This window comes from Streptomyces muensis, assembly GCF_021474425.1.
GTDB lineage: Bacteria > Actinomycetota > Actinomycetes > Streptomycetales > Streptomycetaceae > Streptomyces > Streptomyces muensis.
In genome coordinates, this window is record NZ_JAKEIP010000009.1 from 24,621 (window position 1) to 43,641 (window position 19,021).

General features: G+C 70.9%; 14 protein-coding genes. 10 read left to right on the top strand and 4 right to left on the bottom strand.

Features of this window, described 5'->3' with window-relative positions:
* The first annotated feature begins 58 nt into the window (after positions 1-58).
* Positions 59-1,537 (top strand): glutamate-cysteine ligase family protein, encoded by a 1,479-nt coding sequence (locus L0P92_RS04395; protein WP_234761153.1) that lies wholly within the window; start codon positions 59-61, stop codon positions 1,535-1,537.
* 38 nt (positions 1,538-1,575) lie between these two features.
* On the opposite strand, the gene L0P92_RS04400 is transcribed toward L0P92_RS04395, so the two are convergent.
* Both L0P92_RS04400 and L0P92_RS04405 read right to left on the bottom strand, forming a co-directional pair.
* On the bottom strand, positions 1,576-2,688 hold the full coding sequence (locus tag L0P92_RS04400; RefSeq protein WP_234761154.1) for a Gfo/Idh/MocA family protein: 1,113 nt from the start codon (positions 2,686-2,688) through the stop codon (positions 1,576-1,578).
* A complete protein-coding gene (locus L0P92_RS04405) occupies positions 2,658-3,368 on the bottom strand; it encodes a ThuA domain-containing protein (RefSeq protein ID WP_234761155.1) in 711 nt (236 codons plus the stop codon). The genes L0P92_RS04400 and L0P92_RS04405 overlap by 31 nt, the downstream gene beginning before the upstream one ends.
* Before the next feature lie 198 nt (positions 3,369-3,566).
* On the opposite strand from L0P92_RS04405, the gene L0P92_RS04410 reads away from it, so the two are divergent.
* The 3 genes from L0P92_RS04410 (at position 3,567) to lpdA (ending at position 9,347) form a co-directional block, all read left to right on the top strand.
* On the top strand, positions 3,567-6,752 hold the full coding sequence (locus L0P92_RS04410) for an amidohydrolase family protein (protein WP_372497196.1): 3,186 nt from the start codon (positions 3,567-3,569) through the stop codon (positions 6,750-6,752).
* A gap of 128 nt (positions 6,753-6,880) precedes the next feature.
* Positions 6,881-7,753 (top strand): SCO2400 family protein, encoded by an 873-nt coding sequence (locus tag L0P92_RS04415; RefSeq protein WP_234761157.1) that lies wholly within the window; start codon positions 6,881-6,883, stop codon positions 7,751-7,753.
* Positions 7,754-7,934: 181 nt separating this feature from the next.
* Positions 7,935-9,347 carry a dihydrolipoyl dehydrogenase gene (gene lpdA / locus L0P92_RS04420; protein WP_234761158.1) on the top strand — a complete coding sequence of 471 codons (1,413 nt, stop codon included), beginning with the start codon at positions 7,935-7,937 and terminating at the stop codon, positions 9,345-9,347.
* Between the two features lie 42 nt (positions 9,348-9,389).
* Here the strand turns inward: lpdA and L0P92_RS04425 are convergent, their stop codons facing one another.
* The gene (locus tag L0P92_RS04425) at positions 9,390-10,091 is read right to left on the bottom strand and encodes a CPBP family intramembrane glutamic endopeptidase (protein WP_234761159.1); all 702 of its coding nucleotides are present in this window, start codon (positions 10,089-10,091) and stop codon (positions 9,390-9,392) included.
* Between the two features lie 154 nt (positions 10,092-10,245).
* Between L0P92_RS04425 and L0P92_RS04430 the strand changes: the two genes are divergently transcribed.
* The 3 genes from L0P92_RS04430 to L0P92_RS04440 all read left to right on the top strand — a co-directional run bounded on the left by L0P92_RS04430 (position 10,246) and on the right by L0P92_RS04440 (position 13,853).
* The gene (locus L0P92_RS04430) at positions 10,246-11,022 is read left to right on the top strand and encodes a class I SAM-dependent methyltransferase (RefSeq protein ID WP_234761160.1); all 777 of its coding nucleotides are present in this window, start codon (positions 10,246-10,248) and stop codon (positions 11,020-11,022) included.
* A 154-nt stretch (positions 11,023-11,176) separates the two neighbouring features.
* A complete protein-coding gene (locus tag L0P92_RS04435; protein ID WP_234761161.1) occupies positions 11,177-13,237 on the top strand; it encodes a galactose-binding domain-containing protein in 2,061 nt (686 codons plus the stop codon).
* 19 nt (positions 13,238-13,256) lie between these two features.
* A complete protein-coding gene (locus L0P92_RS04440) occupies positions 13,257-13,853 on the top strand; it encodes a TetR/AcrR family transcriptional regulator (RefSeq protein WP_234761162.1) in 597 nt (198 codons plus the stop codon).
* 10 nt (positions 13,854-13,863) lie between these two features.
* Here L0P92_RS04440 and L0P92_RS04445 read toward each other — a convergent pair whose 3' ends face one another.
* The gene (locus L0P92_RS04445) at positions 13,864-14,970 is read right to left on the bottom strand and encodes an acyltransferase family protein (protein ID WP_234761163.1); all 1,107 of its coding nucleotides are present in this window, start codon (positions 14,968-14,970) and stop codon (positions 13,864-13,866) included.
* 223 nt (positions 14,971-15,193) lie between these two features.
* Here L0P92_RS04445 and L0P92_RS04450 point away from each other — a divergent pair, with 223 nt between their 5' ends.
* The 3 genes from L0P92_RS04450 to htpG all read left to right on the top strand — a co-directional run bounded on the left by L0P92_RS04450 (position 15,194) and on the right by htpG (position 18,957).
* Positions 15,194-16,105 (top strand): hypothetical protein, encoded by a 912-nt coding sequence (locus L0P92_RS04450; protein WP_234761164.1) that lies wholly within the window; start codon positions 15,194-15,196, stop codon positions 16,103-16,105.
* A 142-nt stretch (positions 16,106-16,247) separates the two neighbouring features.
* Complete coding sequence (locus L0P92_RS04455; protein WP_234761165.1) at positions 16,248-16,964, top strand: class F sortase; 717 nt, start codon at positions 16,248-16,250, stop codon at positions 16,962-16,964.
* Between the two features lie 94 nt (positions 16,965-17,058).
* A complete protein-coding gene (gene htpG / locus L0P92_RS04460; protein WP_234761166.1) occupies positions 17,059-18,957 on the top strand; it encodes a molecular chaperone HtpG in 1,899 nt (632 codons plus the stop codon).
* Positions 18,958-19,021: the final 64 nt, after the last annotated feature.

The window sequence follows — 19,021 nt, forward strand, 5'->3', positions numbered from 1 at the left end:
GCCCGAAGTGCGACGCTGGGACGAGAGCTATCCGCCGAGGGAACTCGGGAGGGCACTGATGGGACGCGATGTGCCGGCCCTGGTGTTCACGCGGGAGGATCGCCGTCGGTACCGGGAGAAGATGCACAGCTGTCTCGACGTACTGGCGCAGATGCTGCGCGAGTCGACGTTCGAGAGCGAGCGCCCCCGGGTCGGCCTGGAGATCGAGCTCAACCTGGTGGACGACGCCGGCCGGCCGGCGATGCGCAACACCGAGGTCCTCCAGGCCATCGCCGACCCCGCCTGGTCGAGCGAACTGGGCCGCTTCAACCTGGAGATCAACATCCCGCCCCGGGAGCTGACGACCGGCGGCCCCGGCGCCTGGGAGCAGGCGATCCGTGACGCCCTCAACCACGCCGAGGACCGCGCCGCCGCCGTCGGCGCCCACCTGATCATGATCGGCATCCTGCCGACCCTGGGGGAGACGGATGTCGGGGAGCGGGCCCTGTCCGGCGATCCGCGCTACCAGCTGCTCAACGAGCAGATCTTCGCGGCCCGCGGCGAGGACCTGCGGATCACCGTGGACGGCGTCGAGCGCCTGTCGACGTACGCCTACACCATCACGCCCGAGGCCGCCTGCACCAGCACCCAGTTCCACCTCCAGGTCGCGCCGAAGGACTTCGCCGACTACTGGAACGCGGCCCAGGCCGTCGCGGGCGTACAGATCGCCCTCGCCGCGAACTCGCCGTTCCTCTTCGGCAAGGAGCTGTGGCGCGAGACCCGTATCCCGTTGTTCGAGCAGGCCACCGACACCCGCCCCCAGGAGATCAAGGCCCAGGGCGTACGACCCCGGGTGTGGTTCGGCGAACGCTGGATCACCAGCGTCTTCGACCTGTTCGAGGAGAACGTCCGCTACTTCCCGGCGCTGCTGCCGCTGTGCGACGACGAGGACCCGCAGCAGGCGCTCGACGACGGCGGCGCCCCGCAACTGGGCGAACTGACCCTGCACAACGGCACGATCTACCGCTGGAACCGTCCCATCTACGCCGTCACCGAGAGCGGCCCGCATCTGCGCATCGAGAACCGCGTCCTGCCCGCAGGCCCCACCGTCGCCGACATCATCGCCAACGGCGCCTTCTACTACGGCCTCACCCGCGCCCTGGTCGACGAGGACCGGCCGATCTGGACGCGGATGTCGTTCGCGGTCGCCGAGGAGAACCTCCACACCGCGGCCCGCGACGGCATCGACGCACGCCTGTACTGGCCGGGCATGGGCGAAGTGCCGGTCCCGGAACTGGTGTTGCGCCGACTGCTGCCCCTCGCCCACCGGGGCCTGGAGCTGGCCGGCCTGGACGCCGAGTGGCGCGAACCGCTGCTGGGCATCGTCGAGCAGCGCTGTGTCGTCGCCCGCAACGGCGCCCTGTGGCAGGCGGAGACGGTGCACCAGCTGGAGAAGGCCGGCGTCTCCGACCGGGGCGAGGCGCTGCGGCGGATGACCACGACGTACATGGACTTCATGCATCTGAACGCGGCCGCGCACACATGGCCCGTGGACTGACCGTGCGCGGGGACCGACCTCCGTTCACCGGGTGCGGGTCAGCCGGCCCCGTGGCCCTGCCAGGCGTCCGCGGCCGTCAGCGGAACAGGCGCGGGTACCTCCGCCGACGTCGTCAGCTCGATACGCCGTCCCTCGGCCGACGAGCGCAGCAGCGCGGTCATCGTCTCCAGTACGTGCAGCGCGAGTTCGCCGTTCGCGCGGGGTGCCCGCTGTCCGTCGGCCGTGACGAAGTCGAGCAGTCCGACGCCCCGGGCGCCGTCGACGTAGCCTGCCGAGGGCGGGAGCGTACGCCACTGGGTGGCGCCGAGCTCGAAGAGCCGTACGTCACCGTCGAAGCGGTTCGGATCCGGGACCGCGAGGGTGCCCGTCTCGCCGTGCACCTCGATCGGCGCGGCGGTCGTCGCCACGCCGTCGAAGCTGGTCGTGATCGTCGTCAGGGTGCCGCCCACGTGCTCCAGGACGCCGGAGACATGGCTGTCCACCTCGACCGGGATCCGCTCGCCCGCGCGTGGGCCGGACCCGATCACCCGCTCGGCCCGCAACCGGCCGGACGCCCCCGTCACGGCCCGCACCGGGCCGAGCAGATGGACCAGGGAGGCGAGGTAGTACGGCCCCATGTCCAGCAGCGGGCCACCACCGGCCGTGTAGTAGAAGTCGGGGTGCGGATGCCAGCGTTCGTGGCCCGGCGTGACCATCACGGCCGTGGCGAACTGGGGGCGTCCGATGCTCCCGGCCGCCACGGCCGCCCGTGCCGTCTGCAGGCCGGTGCCGAGGACGGTGTCCGGCGCGCATCCCACACCGACCCCTGCCCGCGCGGCGGCGTCGATCACGGCGTGCGCGTCGGCGAGTTCGGCGGCCAGCGGCTTCTCCCCGTAGACGTGCTTCCCGTGCCCGATGGCGCCGAGGGCGATCTCGGCGTGGGCCGCGGGGACGGTGAGGTTGAGCACCGTGTCCACGTCCGGGCTGCTCAGCAACTCCGCGACGGTCAGCGCCCGAACGCCGGGCACTTCGGCGGCGACCGCGGCCGACCGGGCGGCGTCCAGATCGGCGACCGCGGTGACCCGCACGAGGGGGTGGCCGACGAGCGTGTCCAGGTACGCGCGGGAGATGACGCCGAGCCCTACGACGCCGATGCGGTGCGCGTCGCCCACAGCATGCCCCTCTCGATGACGGTGCGGACGTTCGGGTTCTCCAGGACGTCCAGGCTGTGCCCCGGCGTCGTCACCACGACGCGTCCGGCGCCCCACCGTCGGGTCCAGATCGCCGGCGAGGTGACCGGCCGATGCCACGGCTGCCAGGGTTTGGCGGGATGGGTGGTGGTGGCCAGGACGTCGATCAGGTCGTCGTGGAGCACCCAGTACTGCTCGGTGTTCAGCTCGAAGTCCTCGATGCCCGCCGTGACGGGGTGCTCGCGGCCCAGCTCCGTGAAGTTGATGCCGTGGGGCAGGTAGTTGTCCTCCTGGCCGCCCACGCGTTCACAGGGCTCCTTGCCCGGATGGGTGGCGAACTGCCCGCCCACCAGGTGGAGATAGTCGGAGGAGGCCCGGAACGAGTCGGCGATGCCGCCGTGCCAGCCGGTGAAGCCGGTGCCGGACACCACGGCCGCGCTCAGTCCGGCCAACTGCTCGGCGCCGATCTGCGACATCGTGACGCACTGGACGACGAGATCCGTGGCGGCCATCTCGGCGGCGTCGGCGTAGACGTCGGTGGACTCCTCGATCCGGACGGCGTATCCGTTGCTCCGCAGGAACGGCAGGAACAGCTCGGTCGCCCGAACCGGCTGATGCCCCTCCCATCCGCCCCGGACCACCAGGGCCTTCTTCCGCGTCATCGCGTCCTTTCGTCGGGACGAATCGTCCCTTCGGGGGTCGAAGAACAGCGCCCTCACTATGCGCCAGGCGCCCGCCCTCAGGAAAGAGTCGCCGGATTGCGCGAAATTTTCGCTCGAAGGCGATCGACGGCCGGTGACCGGGCAGGCTTCGGGAGTCCCTCCTGTCCGGCTCGTCAACTCCGCGCACCGGGAGCCCTCTTGGACTTCGACGACACGTCAGCCGCATCGGACACCCGCCGTACCGGCCCGCTCTCCCGCCGCAGATTCCTCCAGGCCACCGCCACCGCGACAGCGGCGGCCACGGCCACGGCGGCCGCAGGCGCCGGCACACCGGCCACGGCCGCCGCCACCGGGACCTCCCTCTCCTTCACCGCCGCCACCGGCGGTTCCGCGACCCTCGCCCCCTCCGGTGACCGGCTCGTCGCCGAGGTCCAGAACGTGCTCTGGTCCATCCCGAGGGACGGCGGCTCCGCGACCCCCTTCACCGCACCCGGCCTCGAACCCACCCGCCCGCAGTTCTCGCCCGACGGCAGCCGCCTCGTCGTCTGCGCCTACCGCGGCGGAGGCTTCCACCTCTGGACGCTGCGGCCCGACGGCACCGGACCGCGCCAGCTCACCGACGGACCGTGGGACGACCGAGGCCCGGCCTGGTCGCCGGACGGCACCCGGATCGCGTTCGCCTCCGAGCGCGGCGGCGACCCCGTGACCGGCGCCCCTTACCGCATCTGGGTCGTGGACGTGCGCACCGGCGCGCTGACCCGGCTCACCGGACGCCCGGGCCAGCAGGGCCCCGGACAGGGCGCCGGCTGGGAGGACTTCGACCCGGCATGGTCGCCGGACGGTGAGCGGGTGCTGTTCGTGCGGGCCGGCGTCACCGCGACGGGCACCCTGAGGGCGAACACCATCGCGTCCGTGGCCGCCGACGGTTCGGGTCCCGTCACCACCGAGCACACCGACGACTCCGGCGCCCAGCTCATGACCCCCGCCGTCTCGCCCGCAGGACGCCTCGCCCACCTGCGCACCACGGCCGCCCCCTCGGCCTCCTGCACCCTCGTCGTGGACGGCAGGCCGGTCGCCGTGGACGGCGACGTACTCCCCGCGCCGCCCCGCTGGACGGACTCCGAGCGGCTGCTCCTCACCGTCGACGGACACTTCCGCCTGGTCGACCCGGACGAGCCGGGCGACGGCGAGGAGTTCGCCTTCACGGCCACGCTGCCCGTGCACCGGCCCCGCTACCGCACCAAGACGTACGACTTCGAGGGCACCGGCACCCGCCCCGTCCGCGCGCTGCACCTGCCCGCCCTCTCACCGGACGGCCGCAGCGTCGCCTTCGCCGCGCTCAACGCGCTGTGGACAGCCGGGACCACGGGCGGCCGCGCACCCCGCAAGGTGCTCCAGGTCCCCGCCACCCGCTATGTGTCGGCGCCGACCTGGACGCCCGACGGCAGGGCGCTCGTGTACGCCGACGACCGCGACGGACTGTTCGCCGTGCGGCGCCGGGACCTCGACTCGGGGGAGGAGGCCGTACTCGCCGAGGGCGGCCGGGTCTTCCCCGCCCTCGCGCCCGACGGGAACCGGCTGGCCTGCCTGGACATGTCCGGCAACCTCGTGGTCCGCGACCTGGCCGACGGCACCGAACGCGTCCTCGCCGCACCGCTCGGCGCGGGCGGACTGCCCGGCCGCCCCAGCTGGTCGCCCGACGGCCGCCACCTCGCGCTGTGCGACCGCAACCGCCTCAACCAGCGCTTCCGCGAGGGCTACAACCTCATCCGCGTCGTCGACACGACCGACGGGTCCGCCGCCCTGCACGCCCTCGCGCCGCACACCTCGCTCTCCGACCGCTACGACTCCGGGCCCGTCTGGTCCCCGGACGGCCGCTGGATGGCCGTGGTCGCCGAGTCCGCGCTGTGGCTGCTGCCCGTCCGGGCCGACGGCACCCCGCACGGCGAGCCACGCCGGCTCACCACCGAACCCGCCGACCACCCCTCCTGGTCCGCCGACGCCCGCACCCTGCTCTACCTCTCCGCGGGCAGGCTGCGCCTCGTCGACATCCGCGGCGGCGGGACCCGTACCGTCCGCGTCCCGCTGGACTACCGCAGGCCCCGCCCGGCGGACACGGTCGTGCACGCGGGCCGTCTCTGGGACGGAACCGGATCGGACGTCCGCGAGGACATCGACGTCGTGGTCCGCGACGGCAGGATCGCGGAGGTCTCCCCGCACCGCGCCGGCCGCCCGGCCGCACACCGTCTCGACGCGAGCGGACGCACCGTGATCCCGGGCCTGTGGGACGCGCACACCCACCCCTGGCAGACCACGTACGGCGGCCGCCAGACCGCGCTCCAACTCGCGTACGGCATCACCACGGCCGTCTCGCTGGGCGGCTTCGCCTACGAACAGGCCCGCATCCGGGAGGCCGTCGCCGCCGGTGCCCTCGCCGGACCCCGGCTGCTGACCACCGGCGAACTCCTCGACGGCGCGCGGGTCGCCTACAGCATGGGCCGCGCCCATCGCACCCGCGAGGGCCTGCACCGCTCGCTGGCGCGCGGGGCCGCGCTGGAGTGGGACTTCGTGAAGACGTACGTACGCGCCCCCGGATGGATGATGAAGGAGGCCGCGGACTTCGCGCACCGGCGGCTCGGGGTGCGCGGCGGCAGCCACCTGTGCAGCCCCGGTGTGCAGTTGGGACAGGACCTGACGACCCACCTCCAGGCGACCCAACGGCTGGAGTTCGGCCACGCGACATCGGCGACGGGGCGGGCGTACCAGGACGTCGAGGAGATCTACACCGCCACCGACTTCCACCTCGTCGCCACTCCCTTCACCGCGCTGGCCCTGCTCGGCGCCGACCCCGCCCTCGCGGACGACCCGCGCGTCACCGCGCTCATGCCGCCGTGGGACACCGCGATGGTCCGTCAGCAGGCCGGACAGCCGCCCACCGAGGCTCAACTGGCCACGCTGGCAAGGGAGATGAATGTCTACCGGCGGATCCTCGCGGGCGGCGGCATGGTCGCGCTCGGCACCGACCAGCCGCTCGTCCCGGTCGGCCTGCATCTGCACCTGGCCCTGCGTGCCCTGCACCGGGCCGGCCTGTCACCGGCCGAGGCATTGCGCACCGCGACCCTGCTGCCGGCGCGCGTCTTCGGCGCCGACGCCGACCTGGGCACGGTTGAGGAGGGCAAGCTCGCCGACCTCACCGTGGTGGACGGCGACCCGTTCACCGACTTCGCGTCGCTGATCCGTACGGCGGCCGTGCTGCGTGGAGGCGTGCTGTTCGAGCAGTCGGAGCTGGTCGACGCCTTCGACATGCCGGCAGGGCGGCGCGCGACCCAGGAATGGCTGGAGGTGAGCCGCCGTATGCGCCAGGAGGGGTGCTGTGACATCTGAGTGGTCATGGTCCACACACACTTCGTGGCACATCTGTGCAGGAGCATCACTCGGGCTGCACACAGCCTGTCCAAAGCGTCGTTAGCGTTCAGGCCGTTCGATACCGCGTGCTAACGGAAAGACCGCAGATGGACTATTGCTCCTCGTGCCGTCGGCATCTCAACGGGGCCCTCGTGTGCCCCGGGTGCGGCGCCTACGCCCCGGACATCGCTCCCTCCGCGGTGGGAGGTCATGCCGCCGACACCTGGTACGACGGCTACTTCCGTGACGAGACGCCGGCTCCGTCGGGGCCGCCCACGGCCGGCTCGGCGCACACCGCGCCGCTCGCGGCGTCCGCAGACGCGGAAGGCGTGGAGGACGTGGAAGGCGCACCGACCACGGCCCCCATGGGCCGCGCGGCGCGCCGTCGCCAGCGGGCCCGGTGGAAGAAGAACCAGCGCCGGGCCGTCGTCGCGACCGCCGTCGCCCTGGTCGGCGGCGGACTGACCGTGTCCGCGATGGACCGGCAGGGCGGCGACAAGACCCAGGCGGCCACCGCGCCGGAACGGCCGAACACGGCGACCGCCGAGCAGCAGGAGACCGAGCTCACCCGCCCGGTGTCCACTCCGGCGGACACCCGCGAGGCCTCGCGCACCGGCAGGACACCTTCGAAGGCGTCCCCGACCGACACCGCGCGCGAGCCCATCACGACGCCCCGTACGACCAGGGAGTTCACCCGACCGGACGTCGCCTCCTCCCCGAGCCCGGCGGCGACCACGGCCCCGCAGTCGCAGAGCGTCACAACCGGCGGCGGTGCGAACTCCGGCGGGTCCACCTCGGGCGGATCCGGGTCCGGCTCGGGCTCCGGCGACAGCGGCGCGACGTCGGCCGAGCAGCAGACGCCGGCCCCGTCGGCGACCGACAGCTCCGACTCCGGCACCGCCACCTCACCGTCCAGCCCCGCACCGGAAGCGACCTCGCCGGCGCAGCTGTGCGTGCTCAACCTCGTGTGCCTCGGCTGACCGAGGCGCCGGGCCGCCACCGGATCACCGTCATCGGGGCACCCGCCACCTGAGATCGTCGTCACCCTCCCGCATCGCCACACAACCTCGTGGATGCGGTCATGCTGGAAGAAGCCGGACGCCATCACCTGGCGCACCGGCACCGGCAGAGCAGGACGTCGTACTCAGGAAGGAACTCTCCATGGTCGAGCAGGACGAGCGCTTCGACGTCGTGGTCCTCGGCGCGGGCCCCGGCGGCTACGTCGCCGCCATCCGCGCCGCCCAGCTGGGCAAGCGGGTGGCGGTCGTGGAGGAGAAGTACTGGGGCGGCGTCTGTCTGAACGTGGGCTGCATTCCCAGCAAGGCGCTGCTGCGCAACGCCGAACTGGCGCACATCTTCACCCGCGAGGCGAAGACCTTCGGCATCAAGGTGGACGGACAGGTCACCTTCGACTTCGGCGAGGCGTTCCGCCGTAGCCGCAAGGTCGCGGACGGCCGGGTCAAGGGCGTCCACTACCTGATGAAGAAGAACAAGATCACCGAGATCGACGGCCGCGGCACCTTCCTCGACCCGCACACCCTCCAGGTGGCGGGCTACGACGGCGAGACCCGCACCATCGGCTTCGAACACTGCATCATCGCCACCGGCGCCACGCCCAAGCTGCTGCCCGGCACCCGGCGCAGCGCGCGCGTGGTGACGTTCGAGGAGCAGATCCTGGCCGAGGAACTGCCGGAGTCGATCGTCATCGCGGGCGCCGGCGCGATCGGCGTCGAGTTCGGCTACATCCTTCACAACTACGGCGTGAAGGTCACCATCGTGGAGTTCCTGGACCGGATGGCACCGCTGGAGGACGCCGAGGTCTCCGCCGAACTCGCCAAGCAGTACCGGCGGTTGGGCATCGACGTGCTGACCTCCACCCGCGTCGACGCCATCGACGAGTCCGGCCCGCAGGTGCGCGTCACCGTCACCGCAAAGGACGGCTCGCAGCAGGTCCTGGAGGCCGACAAGGTGCTCCAGGCGATCGGCTTCCAGCCGAACATCGACGGCTACGGCCTGGACAAGACCGGCGTGAGTGTCACCGAGCGCGGCGCGATCGACGTCGACGGCCGCTGCCGCACCTCCGTCCCGCACATCTTCGCCATCGGCGACGTCACCGCGAAGCTGATGCTGGCGCACGCCGCCGAGGCCATGGGCATCATCGCCGCCGAGACCATCGCGGACGCCGAGACGATGGAGCTGGACTACGTGATGATCCCGCGCGCCACCTACTGCCAGCCGCAGGTCGCCAGCTTCGGCTACACCGAGGCCCAGGCCCGCGAACTCGGCTACGACGTCAAGGTCGCCAAGTTCCCCTTCACGGCGAACGGCAAGTCGCACGGCCTCGGTGACGCGACCGGCTTCGTGAAGCTGATCAGCGACGACACCCACGGCGAGCTCATCGGCGCCCACCTCATCGGCCCGGACGTCACCGAACTGCTGCCCGAACTGACCCTGGCCCAGCAGTGGGACCTGACCGTGCACGAGGTCGCCCGCAACGTCCACGCCCACCCGACCCTCGGGGAGGCGGTCAAGGAGGCGGTGCACGGCCTCGCGGGGCACATGATCAACTTCTGACGCCGAATGCCTGAGCCGATTCCCTGAGCCGGAGCCCGGAGTTCAGCCGCTCAGCCACCAGCGGGCCGCCGCCCAGGCAAAGGCGTAACCGAGGCTGTTGACCGCCCAGTGCAGCGCCATGGGCGGCAGCAGGCTGTCGGAGCGGCGCCGCAGCTCGCACAGCACGACCCCGGCGACGGCCGTGGCGACGATCGCCACGGCCACCGTCGGTGCCACCCCGGCCGCACCGTCCCCGAAGACGGAGCCGACGGCGGCGTTGGAGCGGTTGACGCCCCGGGCCGGCATCAGATGCCACAGCCCGAACAGCAGCGACGACACGCCCGTGGCCCACGCCGTGCCGTGCCGCCGCCGGATCATGGCCCACAGCACCCCACGGAACGCCGTCTCCTCCAGCAGCACGGTCCCGAACGGCACCCGCACCAACGTCACCCACAGCAGCCGACCCACGGACAGATCGGCGGCCCGGGCGTCCCGGAACGCCTCGCGCCCGGCGGGAGCGACGAGAAGCAGCACCAGCACCAGCAGAACGACCCCGACCAGCACCGGCACCCACCGCAGCCCTCTGCGCACGGCCGCCCCGTCGAGCCCCAGGTCGGCCAGGGTGAGCCCGTCCCACCGCGCGATCAGCAGCAGAGCCGCGGTCGCGGTCACACAGACGACCACGTACAGGGCGGGGCCCCGCGCGAGCCAGTTGTTCAGCAGGTTCGCGACGGCGAGAACGGCGACAGCGCTGACGATCCGCATCCGGCTTCCAGGATCCCCTGTCCCGGCGAAAGTCACCGGCATCCCCTGTTCCCGGCGAAAGTCACCGGCCGCACATCCGCCTGCCCGCCCCTGTGGCGTCCCGGCGGCCCATTGAGCATCCTCGGTGGTACCGCGTCCCAGGGAGGCCTCACCCATGCCGGCCAAGAACCTCACCGCCAACCGTGCGACCCTAGGCCATCGCGTGGCCTACGCCCTGCGTCACCCCGACCGTGTGCCCCGCCATCTGGCCCGCACCGCCCGTGACATGTGGCTGCGCCGCCGGCACCCGGACCACGTGTCCTACTACCGTGCCGTGATGCGCTCCGACACCCGGGCGAACCCGGACGCGGCGGTCGGCAGTCACAACCGGGAGCGGTGGCTGGCGCTCGGGGCGATGCAGTTCGACTACCTGCTGGGCCACGGTCTGCGCCCCGAGCACCGGATGCTGGAGATCGGGTGCGGCAACCTGCGCGGCGGCTGGCGGTTCATCCGGCACCTCGACCCCGGCCACTACTACGGCATCGACATCTCGCCCGACATCCTGTTCGCCGCCCAGGACACCGTCGTGCAGATGGGCCTGCAGCAACGGCTCCCCACGCTGACCCCGGTGCGCGACCTGACGCTGCGGTTCCTGCCCGACGCGCACTTCGACGTCGTCCACGCCCACAGCGTCTTCTCCCACTCGCCGCTCCCGGTCATCGAGGAGTGTCTGGCCAACGTGGGCCGGGTGCTCGCCCCGGGCGGCTGGTTCGACTTCACCTTCGACCGCACCGAGGGGCAGGAACACCATGTCCTGCGCGAGGACTTCTACTACCGGACCGAGACCCTCGTGGCCCTGGCCGGGAAACACGGCCTGCGGGCCCGCTTCATGACGGACTGGGAGAAGCTCCCGCACGGTCAGTCGAAGATCCGGGTCACGCACCCGGTGTGAACCGACCGCTCGTCAGGAGTTCATCTCCGTCCGGCAAGTAGGTCATCTGTCCCGGACTCTTGACTCGGCATGCGGGAGTGGCCATCCTCGTCGCACATTGTGCGAGGTCATGACAACTCGACCCCGCTCTCCCGCCGACCGAGGGACGTGGGCTGTGACCAGTGCCGGACGCCCGTACCGCCGACGCAAGAACGTCACCGTTGTGTCGCTCCTCCTGCTCGTGCTGTCCCTCACGCTCGGCCCCACCCCGAGCTCGGCGGCCGGCTCCGACTGGTGGGAGCCGACCGCACGGCCCGCGCCGGACTCGCAGGTCGACGTCACCGGAGAGCCCTTCACCGGCACCAACGCCAAGGGCGAGGTCCGCGGCTTCGTCGACGCGCACGACCACATCTTCTCCAACGAGGCCTTCGGCGGCCGTCTGATCTGCGGAAAGCCGTTCTCCGAGGCAGGCGTCGCCGACGCCCTCAAGGACTGTCCCGAGCACTACCCGGACGGCTCCCTCGCGATCTTCGACTTCATCACCAACGGCGGCGACGGCAAGCACGACCCGGTCGGCTGGCCCACCTTCAAGGACTGGCCCGCCCATGACTCGCTGACCCACCAGCAGAACTACTACGCCTGGGTCGAGCGGGCCTGGCGCGGCGGCCAGCGCGTCCTGGTCAACGACCTCGTCACCAACGGCGTGATCTGCTCCGTGTACTTCTTCAAGGACCGCTCCTGCGACGAGATGACCTCCATCCGACTCCAGGCCAAGCTGACGTACGACATGCAGGCCTTCGTCGACAAGATGTACGGCGGCACCGGGAAGGGCTGGTTCCGGATCGTCACCGACAGCGCCCAGGCCCGGAAGGTCATCGAACAGGGCAAGCTGGCGGTCATCCTCGGCGTCGAGACCTCCGAGCCCTTCGGCTGCAAGCAGGTCCTGGACATCGCCCAGTGCAGCAAGGAGGACATCGACAAGGGGCTCGACGAACTCCACGCGCTCGGCGTGCGCAGCATGTTCCTGTGCCACAAGTTCGACAACGCCCTGTGTGGCGTCCGCTTCGACGAGGGCGCCCTGGGAACGGCCATCAACGTCGGCCAGTTCCTGTCGACCGGCACCTTCTGGAAGACCGAGACCTGCAAGGGCCCGCAGCACGACAACCCCATCGGCGGCGCCGCGGCCCCCGAAGCCGAGGACGAGCTCCCGGCGGGCGTGGAGGTCCCCTCGTACAGCGCTGACGCCCAGTGCAACGTCCGGGGCCTCACCGACCTCGGCGAATACGCCGTACGCGGCATGATGAAACGCAAGATGATGCTGGAGATCGACCACATGAGCGTCAAGGCCACCGGCCGGGTGCTCGACATCTTCGAGTCCGCGTCCTACCCCGGCGTCCTGTCCTCGCACAGCTGGATGGACCTCGACTGGACCGAACGGGTCTACGGCCTCGGCGGCTTCATCGCCCAGTACATGCACGGCTCCGAGGGCTTCATCTCGGAGGCGAAGCGCACCGAGGCCCTGCGCGACAAGTACGGCGTCGGATACGGCTACGGCACCGACATGAACGGCGTCGGCGGCTGGCCCGGACCGCGCGGCGCGGACGCGCCCAACAAGGTGACGTACCCGTTCAAGAGCGTCGACGGCGGCTCCGTCATCGACCGGCAGACCACCGGGCAGCGCACCTGGGACCTGAACACCGACGGCGCCGCCCACTACGGCCTCGTCCCGGACTGGATCGAGGACATCCGGCGCGTCGGCGGCCAGGACGTGGTCGACGACCTCTTCCGGGGCGCCGAGTCCTACCTCGACACCTGGGCGGCCTCCGAGAACCACGCGTCCGGGGTGAACCTCGCGAGCGGCGCGGCGACGTCCGCCAGCTCCTCGGAATGGAGCCTGTTCACCAGCTACCAGCCGAACCGCGCCGTCGACGGCGACAGCCGTACCCGCTGGGCCAGCGACTGGAGCGACGACCAGTGGTACCAGGTCGACCTCGGCTCCACGCAGCTCGTCAAGCGGGTCACCCTCGACTGGGAGCGCGCGTACGGCAAGTCGTACCGCATCGAGCTCTCCGCCGACGGAGTCTGGCGGACCGCCTGGTCCACGACCGCCGGTGACGGCGGCCTGGACACGGCCCGCTTCGCCGGCACACCGGCCAGGTATGTTCGCGTCCACGGCGTGGAGCGCGGCACCGACTGGGGCTACTCCCTCCACGAGGTCGGCGTCCACAGCAGCTGACACCCACGAGAGGGGTTCCATGGCACGGTTGCCGTCCGCCGAGCGGCGGCGACAGCTCACCGAGGCGGCGATCAGAGCGATGAGCCGGGACGGCGTCCCCAGGACGACGACCCGGTCCATCGCCGCCGAGGCGGGCGTTTCGCTGAGCGTCTTCCACTACTGCTTCGACTCCAAGCAGGAGCTGGTCGAGTCCGTCATCACCACCCTCACCGAGCACTCCGTGACGCTGGTGAAGGACGCCATACGGCCCAGAGCCACCCTGGAGGAGACCGTCCGGGCCGGCTTCCAGGCCTACTGGGACCACGTCCGCGCCCACCCCGACGAGCACATGCTGACCTATGAGCTCACCCAGTACGCGCTGCGCCGGCCCGGCTTCGAGCACCTGGCACGCCGCCAGTACGAGCTCTACGCCGAGACCTACGCGGAGCTCATCGACCACCTCCGGCAGACCATGGGCCTCCGGCTGCGCGTCCCCGTCCCCGTCCTGGCCCGCTACCTGGCCGCCATGACCGACGGACTCACCCTCAACTACCTCGTACTCGGCGACGACGCGGCCTGGACCGCCATCCTCGACACGGTCACCGCGCACATCGCCGGGCTGGTCCAGGAGACCTGACGGCAACCGGTCAGCCCCCTGCGGTGGCCCGGTCCCGCGCAGGTTCGCCCGTCTTCTGCCGGAACAGCCACCGCAGGTCCGGCTCCACCACCAGGCGCAGCGCCCGCCGGACCGGCGGCGTGCACAGCAGGGTCACCACCACGGCGGCCACGGCCGTGACGACGACCGCGCCGAGCGGCCGCTGGACCCAGGCGGGGTCGTACCAGCCGAAGTACTTCGAGCCCTGCGCGACGAAACCGTGCAGCAGATAGCCGTACAGCGTGCCCGTCCCCAGCACCGTGCACCACAGCCGCCGCCCCGGCACCCAGGCGAGGAAACAGGCCACCAGGACCAGCGAGCAGGCGAACAGGACCGGCGTCATCACGACCCCGTACCACGCGGGCGCGCCCAGCTCCTCGGCGCTGTCCCGGTGGTAGAACCAGCTGCCGGTCATCCGGGGAACCGCCCAGTACGCCACCACGAACGCGCCCGCGAACACGGGCACGGCCGCGATCCGCACCGCACGGCGCCGGACCATCCGGAAGTGCTCCGGCTTCAGGGACAGCCCCAGCACGAAGTACGGCAGGAACTGCAGGGCACGCTGGAGATCCAGGTCGTTGCCGATGGACGGCGACAGGGTGGCCAGCATCGCCATCGCGAGCGCGAGGGGCAGCGGCAGCCGCACCCGCCGCCACAGCGGGGTGGTCAGCCGCCACAGGAACAGGGCCGCCAGGAACCACGTCAGATACAGCGGGTCCAGCAGGCTGACCGGGCGGTCCGGCTCCTGGTCGGTCCATCGGGTGAACAGGGTGTACGCCGTCTCGAAGACCACGTACGGGACGACGAGTCCGCTCACCAGGCGTTCGAGCTGCCGCGGGCGCCCCTCGAAGCCACGGGAGAAGTAGCCGGAGATCACGATGAACGCCGGCATGTGGAAGGCGTACACGAGCATGTACAGCGCGTCCACCGTCCGGCTGCCGTCCCGCAGCGGTTCCCACGCATGGCCGACCGCCACCAGGACGATCGCCGCGTACTTGGCGTTGTCGAAGTAGGCGTCCCGCTGCTTCGAAGCCGCAGGTGGCGGCGGCGTGGCGGGGGTGGCAGCGGGGTCCGCGGCGGTGACGCTGTGCTTCGGCATCCCACGCGTCTCACCACTTGTGGACGAGGCAAACCTCCCCGGCCGGACATGGCCTCTCACCTGCGCGGAAGCGCCCGCCATAGGGCCGTAGGGGTGTGGGCGTAACCCGTGTGATCGTCCCGAATGGTGCGACCCGAAGGAATGGCTGACGGTGGATCACGTCAGGCCTGGCTCCAGTGGTGATGAAGCGTCAGCCGCCCAGGCCGTGACGGAAGGACTCACTATGCGCTCTGTCCGCATGCTGCTCGCCACCGCGACGGCCACGGCCGCACTGGCGATTGCGCCCGCTGCCTACGCCATGACGACGGGTGACTGGGACCACGAGGACACGTCTCACAGCAAGGACAAGGAGGACTCGTCCCACAAGGACGACGAGGACTCCTACGGCAAGGACCACGACAAGTCCTACAGCAAGGACCACGACAAGGAGAGCAAGCACGACGAGCCCAGTGGCGGTATGCACACGGGTGGCGGAGCGCTGACTCTCGTGACCGACGACGACTGGGGCGGCTCCAAGGACGAGGAGCACGACAAGGACGGCAAGCACGACAAGGACAGCGACTACGACAAGGGCAGCAAGCACGACAAGGACAGCGACTACGGCAAGGAGGGCAAGCACGAGAAGCCGAGCGGCGGTGTGCACACCGGCGGCGGCGCGCTGACCCTTCTGAACGACAAGGACGACGACTGGGGCGGCTCCAAGGACGAGGAGCACGGCAAGGACGGCAAGTACGACGAGGAGAGCAAGCACGACAAGGACAGCGACTACGGCAAGGAGGGCAAGCACGAGAAGCCGAGCGGCGGCATGCACACCGGCGGCGGCGCGCTGGCCCTCGTGAGCAACGGTGGCGACTGGGGCGGCGACAAGGACCCGAAGCACGACCCGGACAGCTACCGCAGCAAGGGCGACGACCACGGGTCCTGGAAGGAGGACGACGACTCGTGGAAGGGCGACCACGACAACGACTCGTGGGGCGGCGGCGGTGACCACGACGGGCCGCGCGGCGGTATGCACACCGGCGGCGGTGGCCTCGCGACGCCGGGTGTCACCGGCGGTGGGCTCGCCATGCTGGGCGTCGCGGGCGCCGGCTGGTACGCGCTGCGTCGCAAGAAGGCCGGCGGATCCGCGGCCTGACCCATGCCCTCCCTCATAGCGGCCGTGGCCGCCGCACGTGCGCCGCGCGTCGCGGCGGCCCCGTTCGTCCACTCTGTTTCCCTTTTCTCCTGATTTTCCCCTTTGCTGTGTTCGCTGCCGTGCCCGAATGAGGTGGTGCCCGATGGCCGCCGGCTGTCCCTCGTCCCCCGACCACGACCCGGCTCGCGCCGACACCCTTTCCCCGCGCTCACGGCGGATAAGGCGGGTGGCGGGAGGGCTGCTCTGGAGCACAGTCGCCGCCGTGTTCCTGGTGGTGACCCTGCCCGGCGGCCACGACGAGGCACCCGACGGCCGCGGCGCACCGTACGCCGTCCCGGCGATCGAGTCGCACGTCCCCCGTGCCTCCAAGCCCTCCTCGCACGCCTCGCGCCCCGTGGGCAAACATCTGCCGCGGTCCCGGCCGACCCGGCTGCTCATCCCCAAGATCTCCGTCGACGCCCCCTTCACCGACCTCGCCATCGGCAGCACGGGCCAGCTCGAACCCCCGCCGGCCCACGACACCAACCTCGTCGGCTGGTACGCCAAGGGCGCCTCCCCCGGGGAGACGGGCACCTCGATCATCGCCGGGCACGTCGACACCACGACGTCCGCCGCCGTCTTCGCGAGCCTGCGCGAGCTGAAGAAGGGCGACCGCTTCCAGGTGCTGCGCGCCGACGGCCGCAAGGCGTCCTTCGTGGTCGACAGCACCGAGACCTTCGACAAGGACGACTTCCCCAGCGACCGCGTGTACCGCGACACCCCCCGGGCCCAGGTCCGCCTGATCACCTGCGCGGGGGACTACGACCGGCAGGTCAAGGACTACACCGCGAACCTGGTGGTCTTCGCCCACCTCGTCTGACCTCTTCTCCCACATCGCCGCACTCCGCGCTGACCTCGTGTCTTACAGTGACTGCGACCCAGTTCCGGTGACTGATGTGAGGTAGTCGCGAACCATGCCGACCGAGACGTTTGAGTTCCAGGTAGAGGCCCGTCAGCTGCTCCAGCTGATGATCCACTCGGTCTACTCGAACAAGGAGGTCTTCCTGCGGGAACTCGTCTCCAACGCCTCCGACGCGCTCGACAAACTGCGTCTGGAGAAGCTGCGGGACGACTCCCTCGACGCCGACGTGTCGGACCTCCACATCGAGATCGACATCGACAAGGAGGCCCGCACCCTCACCGTGCGGGACAACGGCATCGGGATGTCGTACGACGAGGTCGGGCAGCTCATCGGCACCATCGCCAACTCCGGCACCGCCACCTTCCTGAAGGAACTGAAGGAGGCCCAGGACGAGGCCGGCGCCGAAGGGCTCATCGGCCAGTTCGGCGTCGGCTTCTACTCCGGCTTCATGGCGGCGGACGAGATGACGCTGGTGACCCGGCGCGCCGGCGAGAGCCAGGGCACCCGCTGGACGTCGCGCGGCGAGTCCACCTACACGCTGGAGACCGTCGCCGACGCGCCGCAGGGCACGTCGGTCACGCTCCACCTCAAGCCCGCCGACCCCGACAACCAGCTCCACGACTACACCTCGCCGTGGAAGATCAGGGAGATCGTCAAGCGGTACTCGGACTTCATCACCTGGCCGATCCGGATGGTCCCGGAGCCGGCCGACGGGGACAGCACGCCCGAGCCCGAGACGCTGAACTCGATGAAGGCCCTGTGGGCGCGCTCGCGCGACGAGGTGTCCGACGACGAGTACCACGAGCTCTACAAGCACATCAGCCACGACTGGCGCGAGCCGCTGGAGACGATCCGGCTGCAGGCCGAGGGCACCTTCGAGTACCAGTCGCTGCTCTTCATCCCCTCGCACGCCCCGCACGACCTGTTCACCCGCGACTTCAAGCGCGGCGTCCAGCTCTATGTGAAGCGCGTCTTCATCATGGACGACTGCGAGGCCCTGCTCCCGCCGTACCTCCGCTTCGTCAAGGGCGTCGTCGACGCGGCCGACCTCTCGCTCAACGTCTCCCGCGAGATCCTCCAGCAGGACCGGCACATCCGGATGATGCAGCGCCGGCTGACCAAGAAGGTCCTGTCCACGGTCAAGGACTTCATGACCAAGGACGCCGACCGCTACGCCACCTTCTGGCGCGAGTTCGGCACGGTGCTGAAGGAGGGCCTGCTCACCGACACCGAGAACCGCGACGCGATCCTCGCCGTCGCCTCGTTCGCGACCACGCACGCCGACGACGAGCCGACCACGCTCGCGCAGTACGTGGAGCGGATGAAGGACGGCCAGGACGACATCTACTACATCACCGGCGAGTCCCGGCAGAGCATCGAGAACTCCCCGCACATGGAGGCGTTCCGGGCCAAGGGCATCGAGGTCCTGCTGCTCACCGACGGCGTCGACGAGGTGTGGGTCGACGCGGTCGGCGAGTACGAGGGCAAGCAGCTGCGCTCCATCGCCAAGGGCGAGATCGACCTGGACGGCAAGGGCGACGAGAAGGCCGGCGAGGAGCGGGAGAAGCAGGCCGAGGAGTACGCCGGTCTGCTCGGCTGGATGCGGGAGCGGCTGGAGGAGGACATCAAGGAGGTGCGCCTCTCGGCCCGGCTCACCGTCTCGCCCGCCTGCGTCGTCTCCGACGCGCACGACCTGACCCCGGCCCTGGAGAACATGTACCGGGCGATGGGCCAGGAGGTGCCGCGCACCAAGCGGATCCTGGAGCTCAACCCCGGCCACCCGCTGGTCAAGGGCCTGCACCAGGCCTACGAGGCGAGCGAGGACCGCACGGAACTCGCCGAGTCCGCCGAACTGCTCCACACGCTGGCGGTGCTCGCCGAGGGCGGTCAGCCGAAGGACCCGGCACGGTTCGTGAAGCTGGTCGCGGACCGCCTGGAGCGCACCCTGTAGGCGGTGCCGTGCGCCATGTGGACGTGTGCGCGGGCCGTTGTCAGTGGCCCGCGCTACGTTCCTA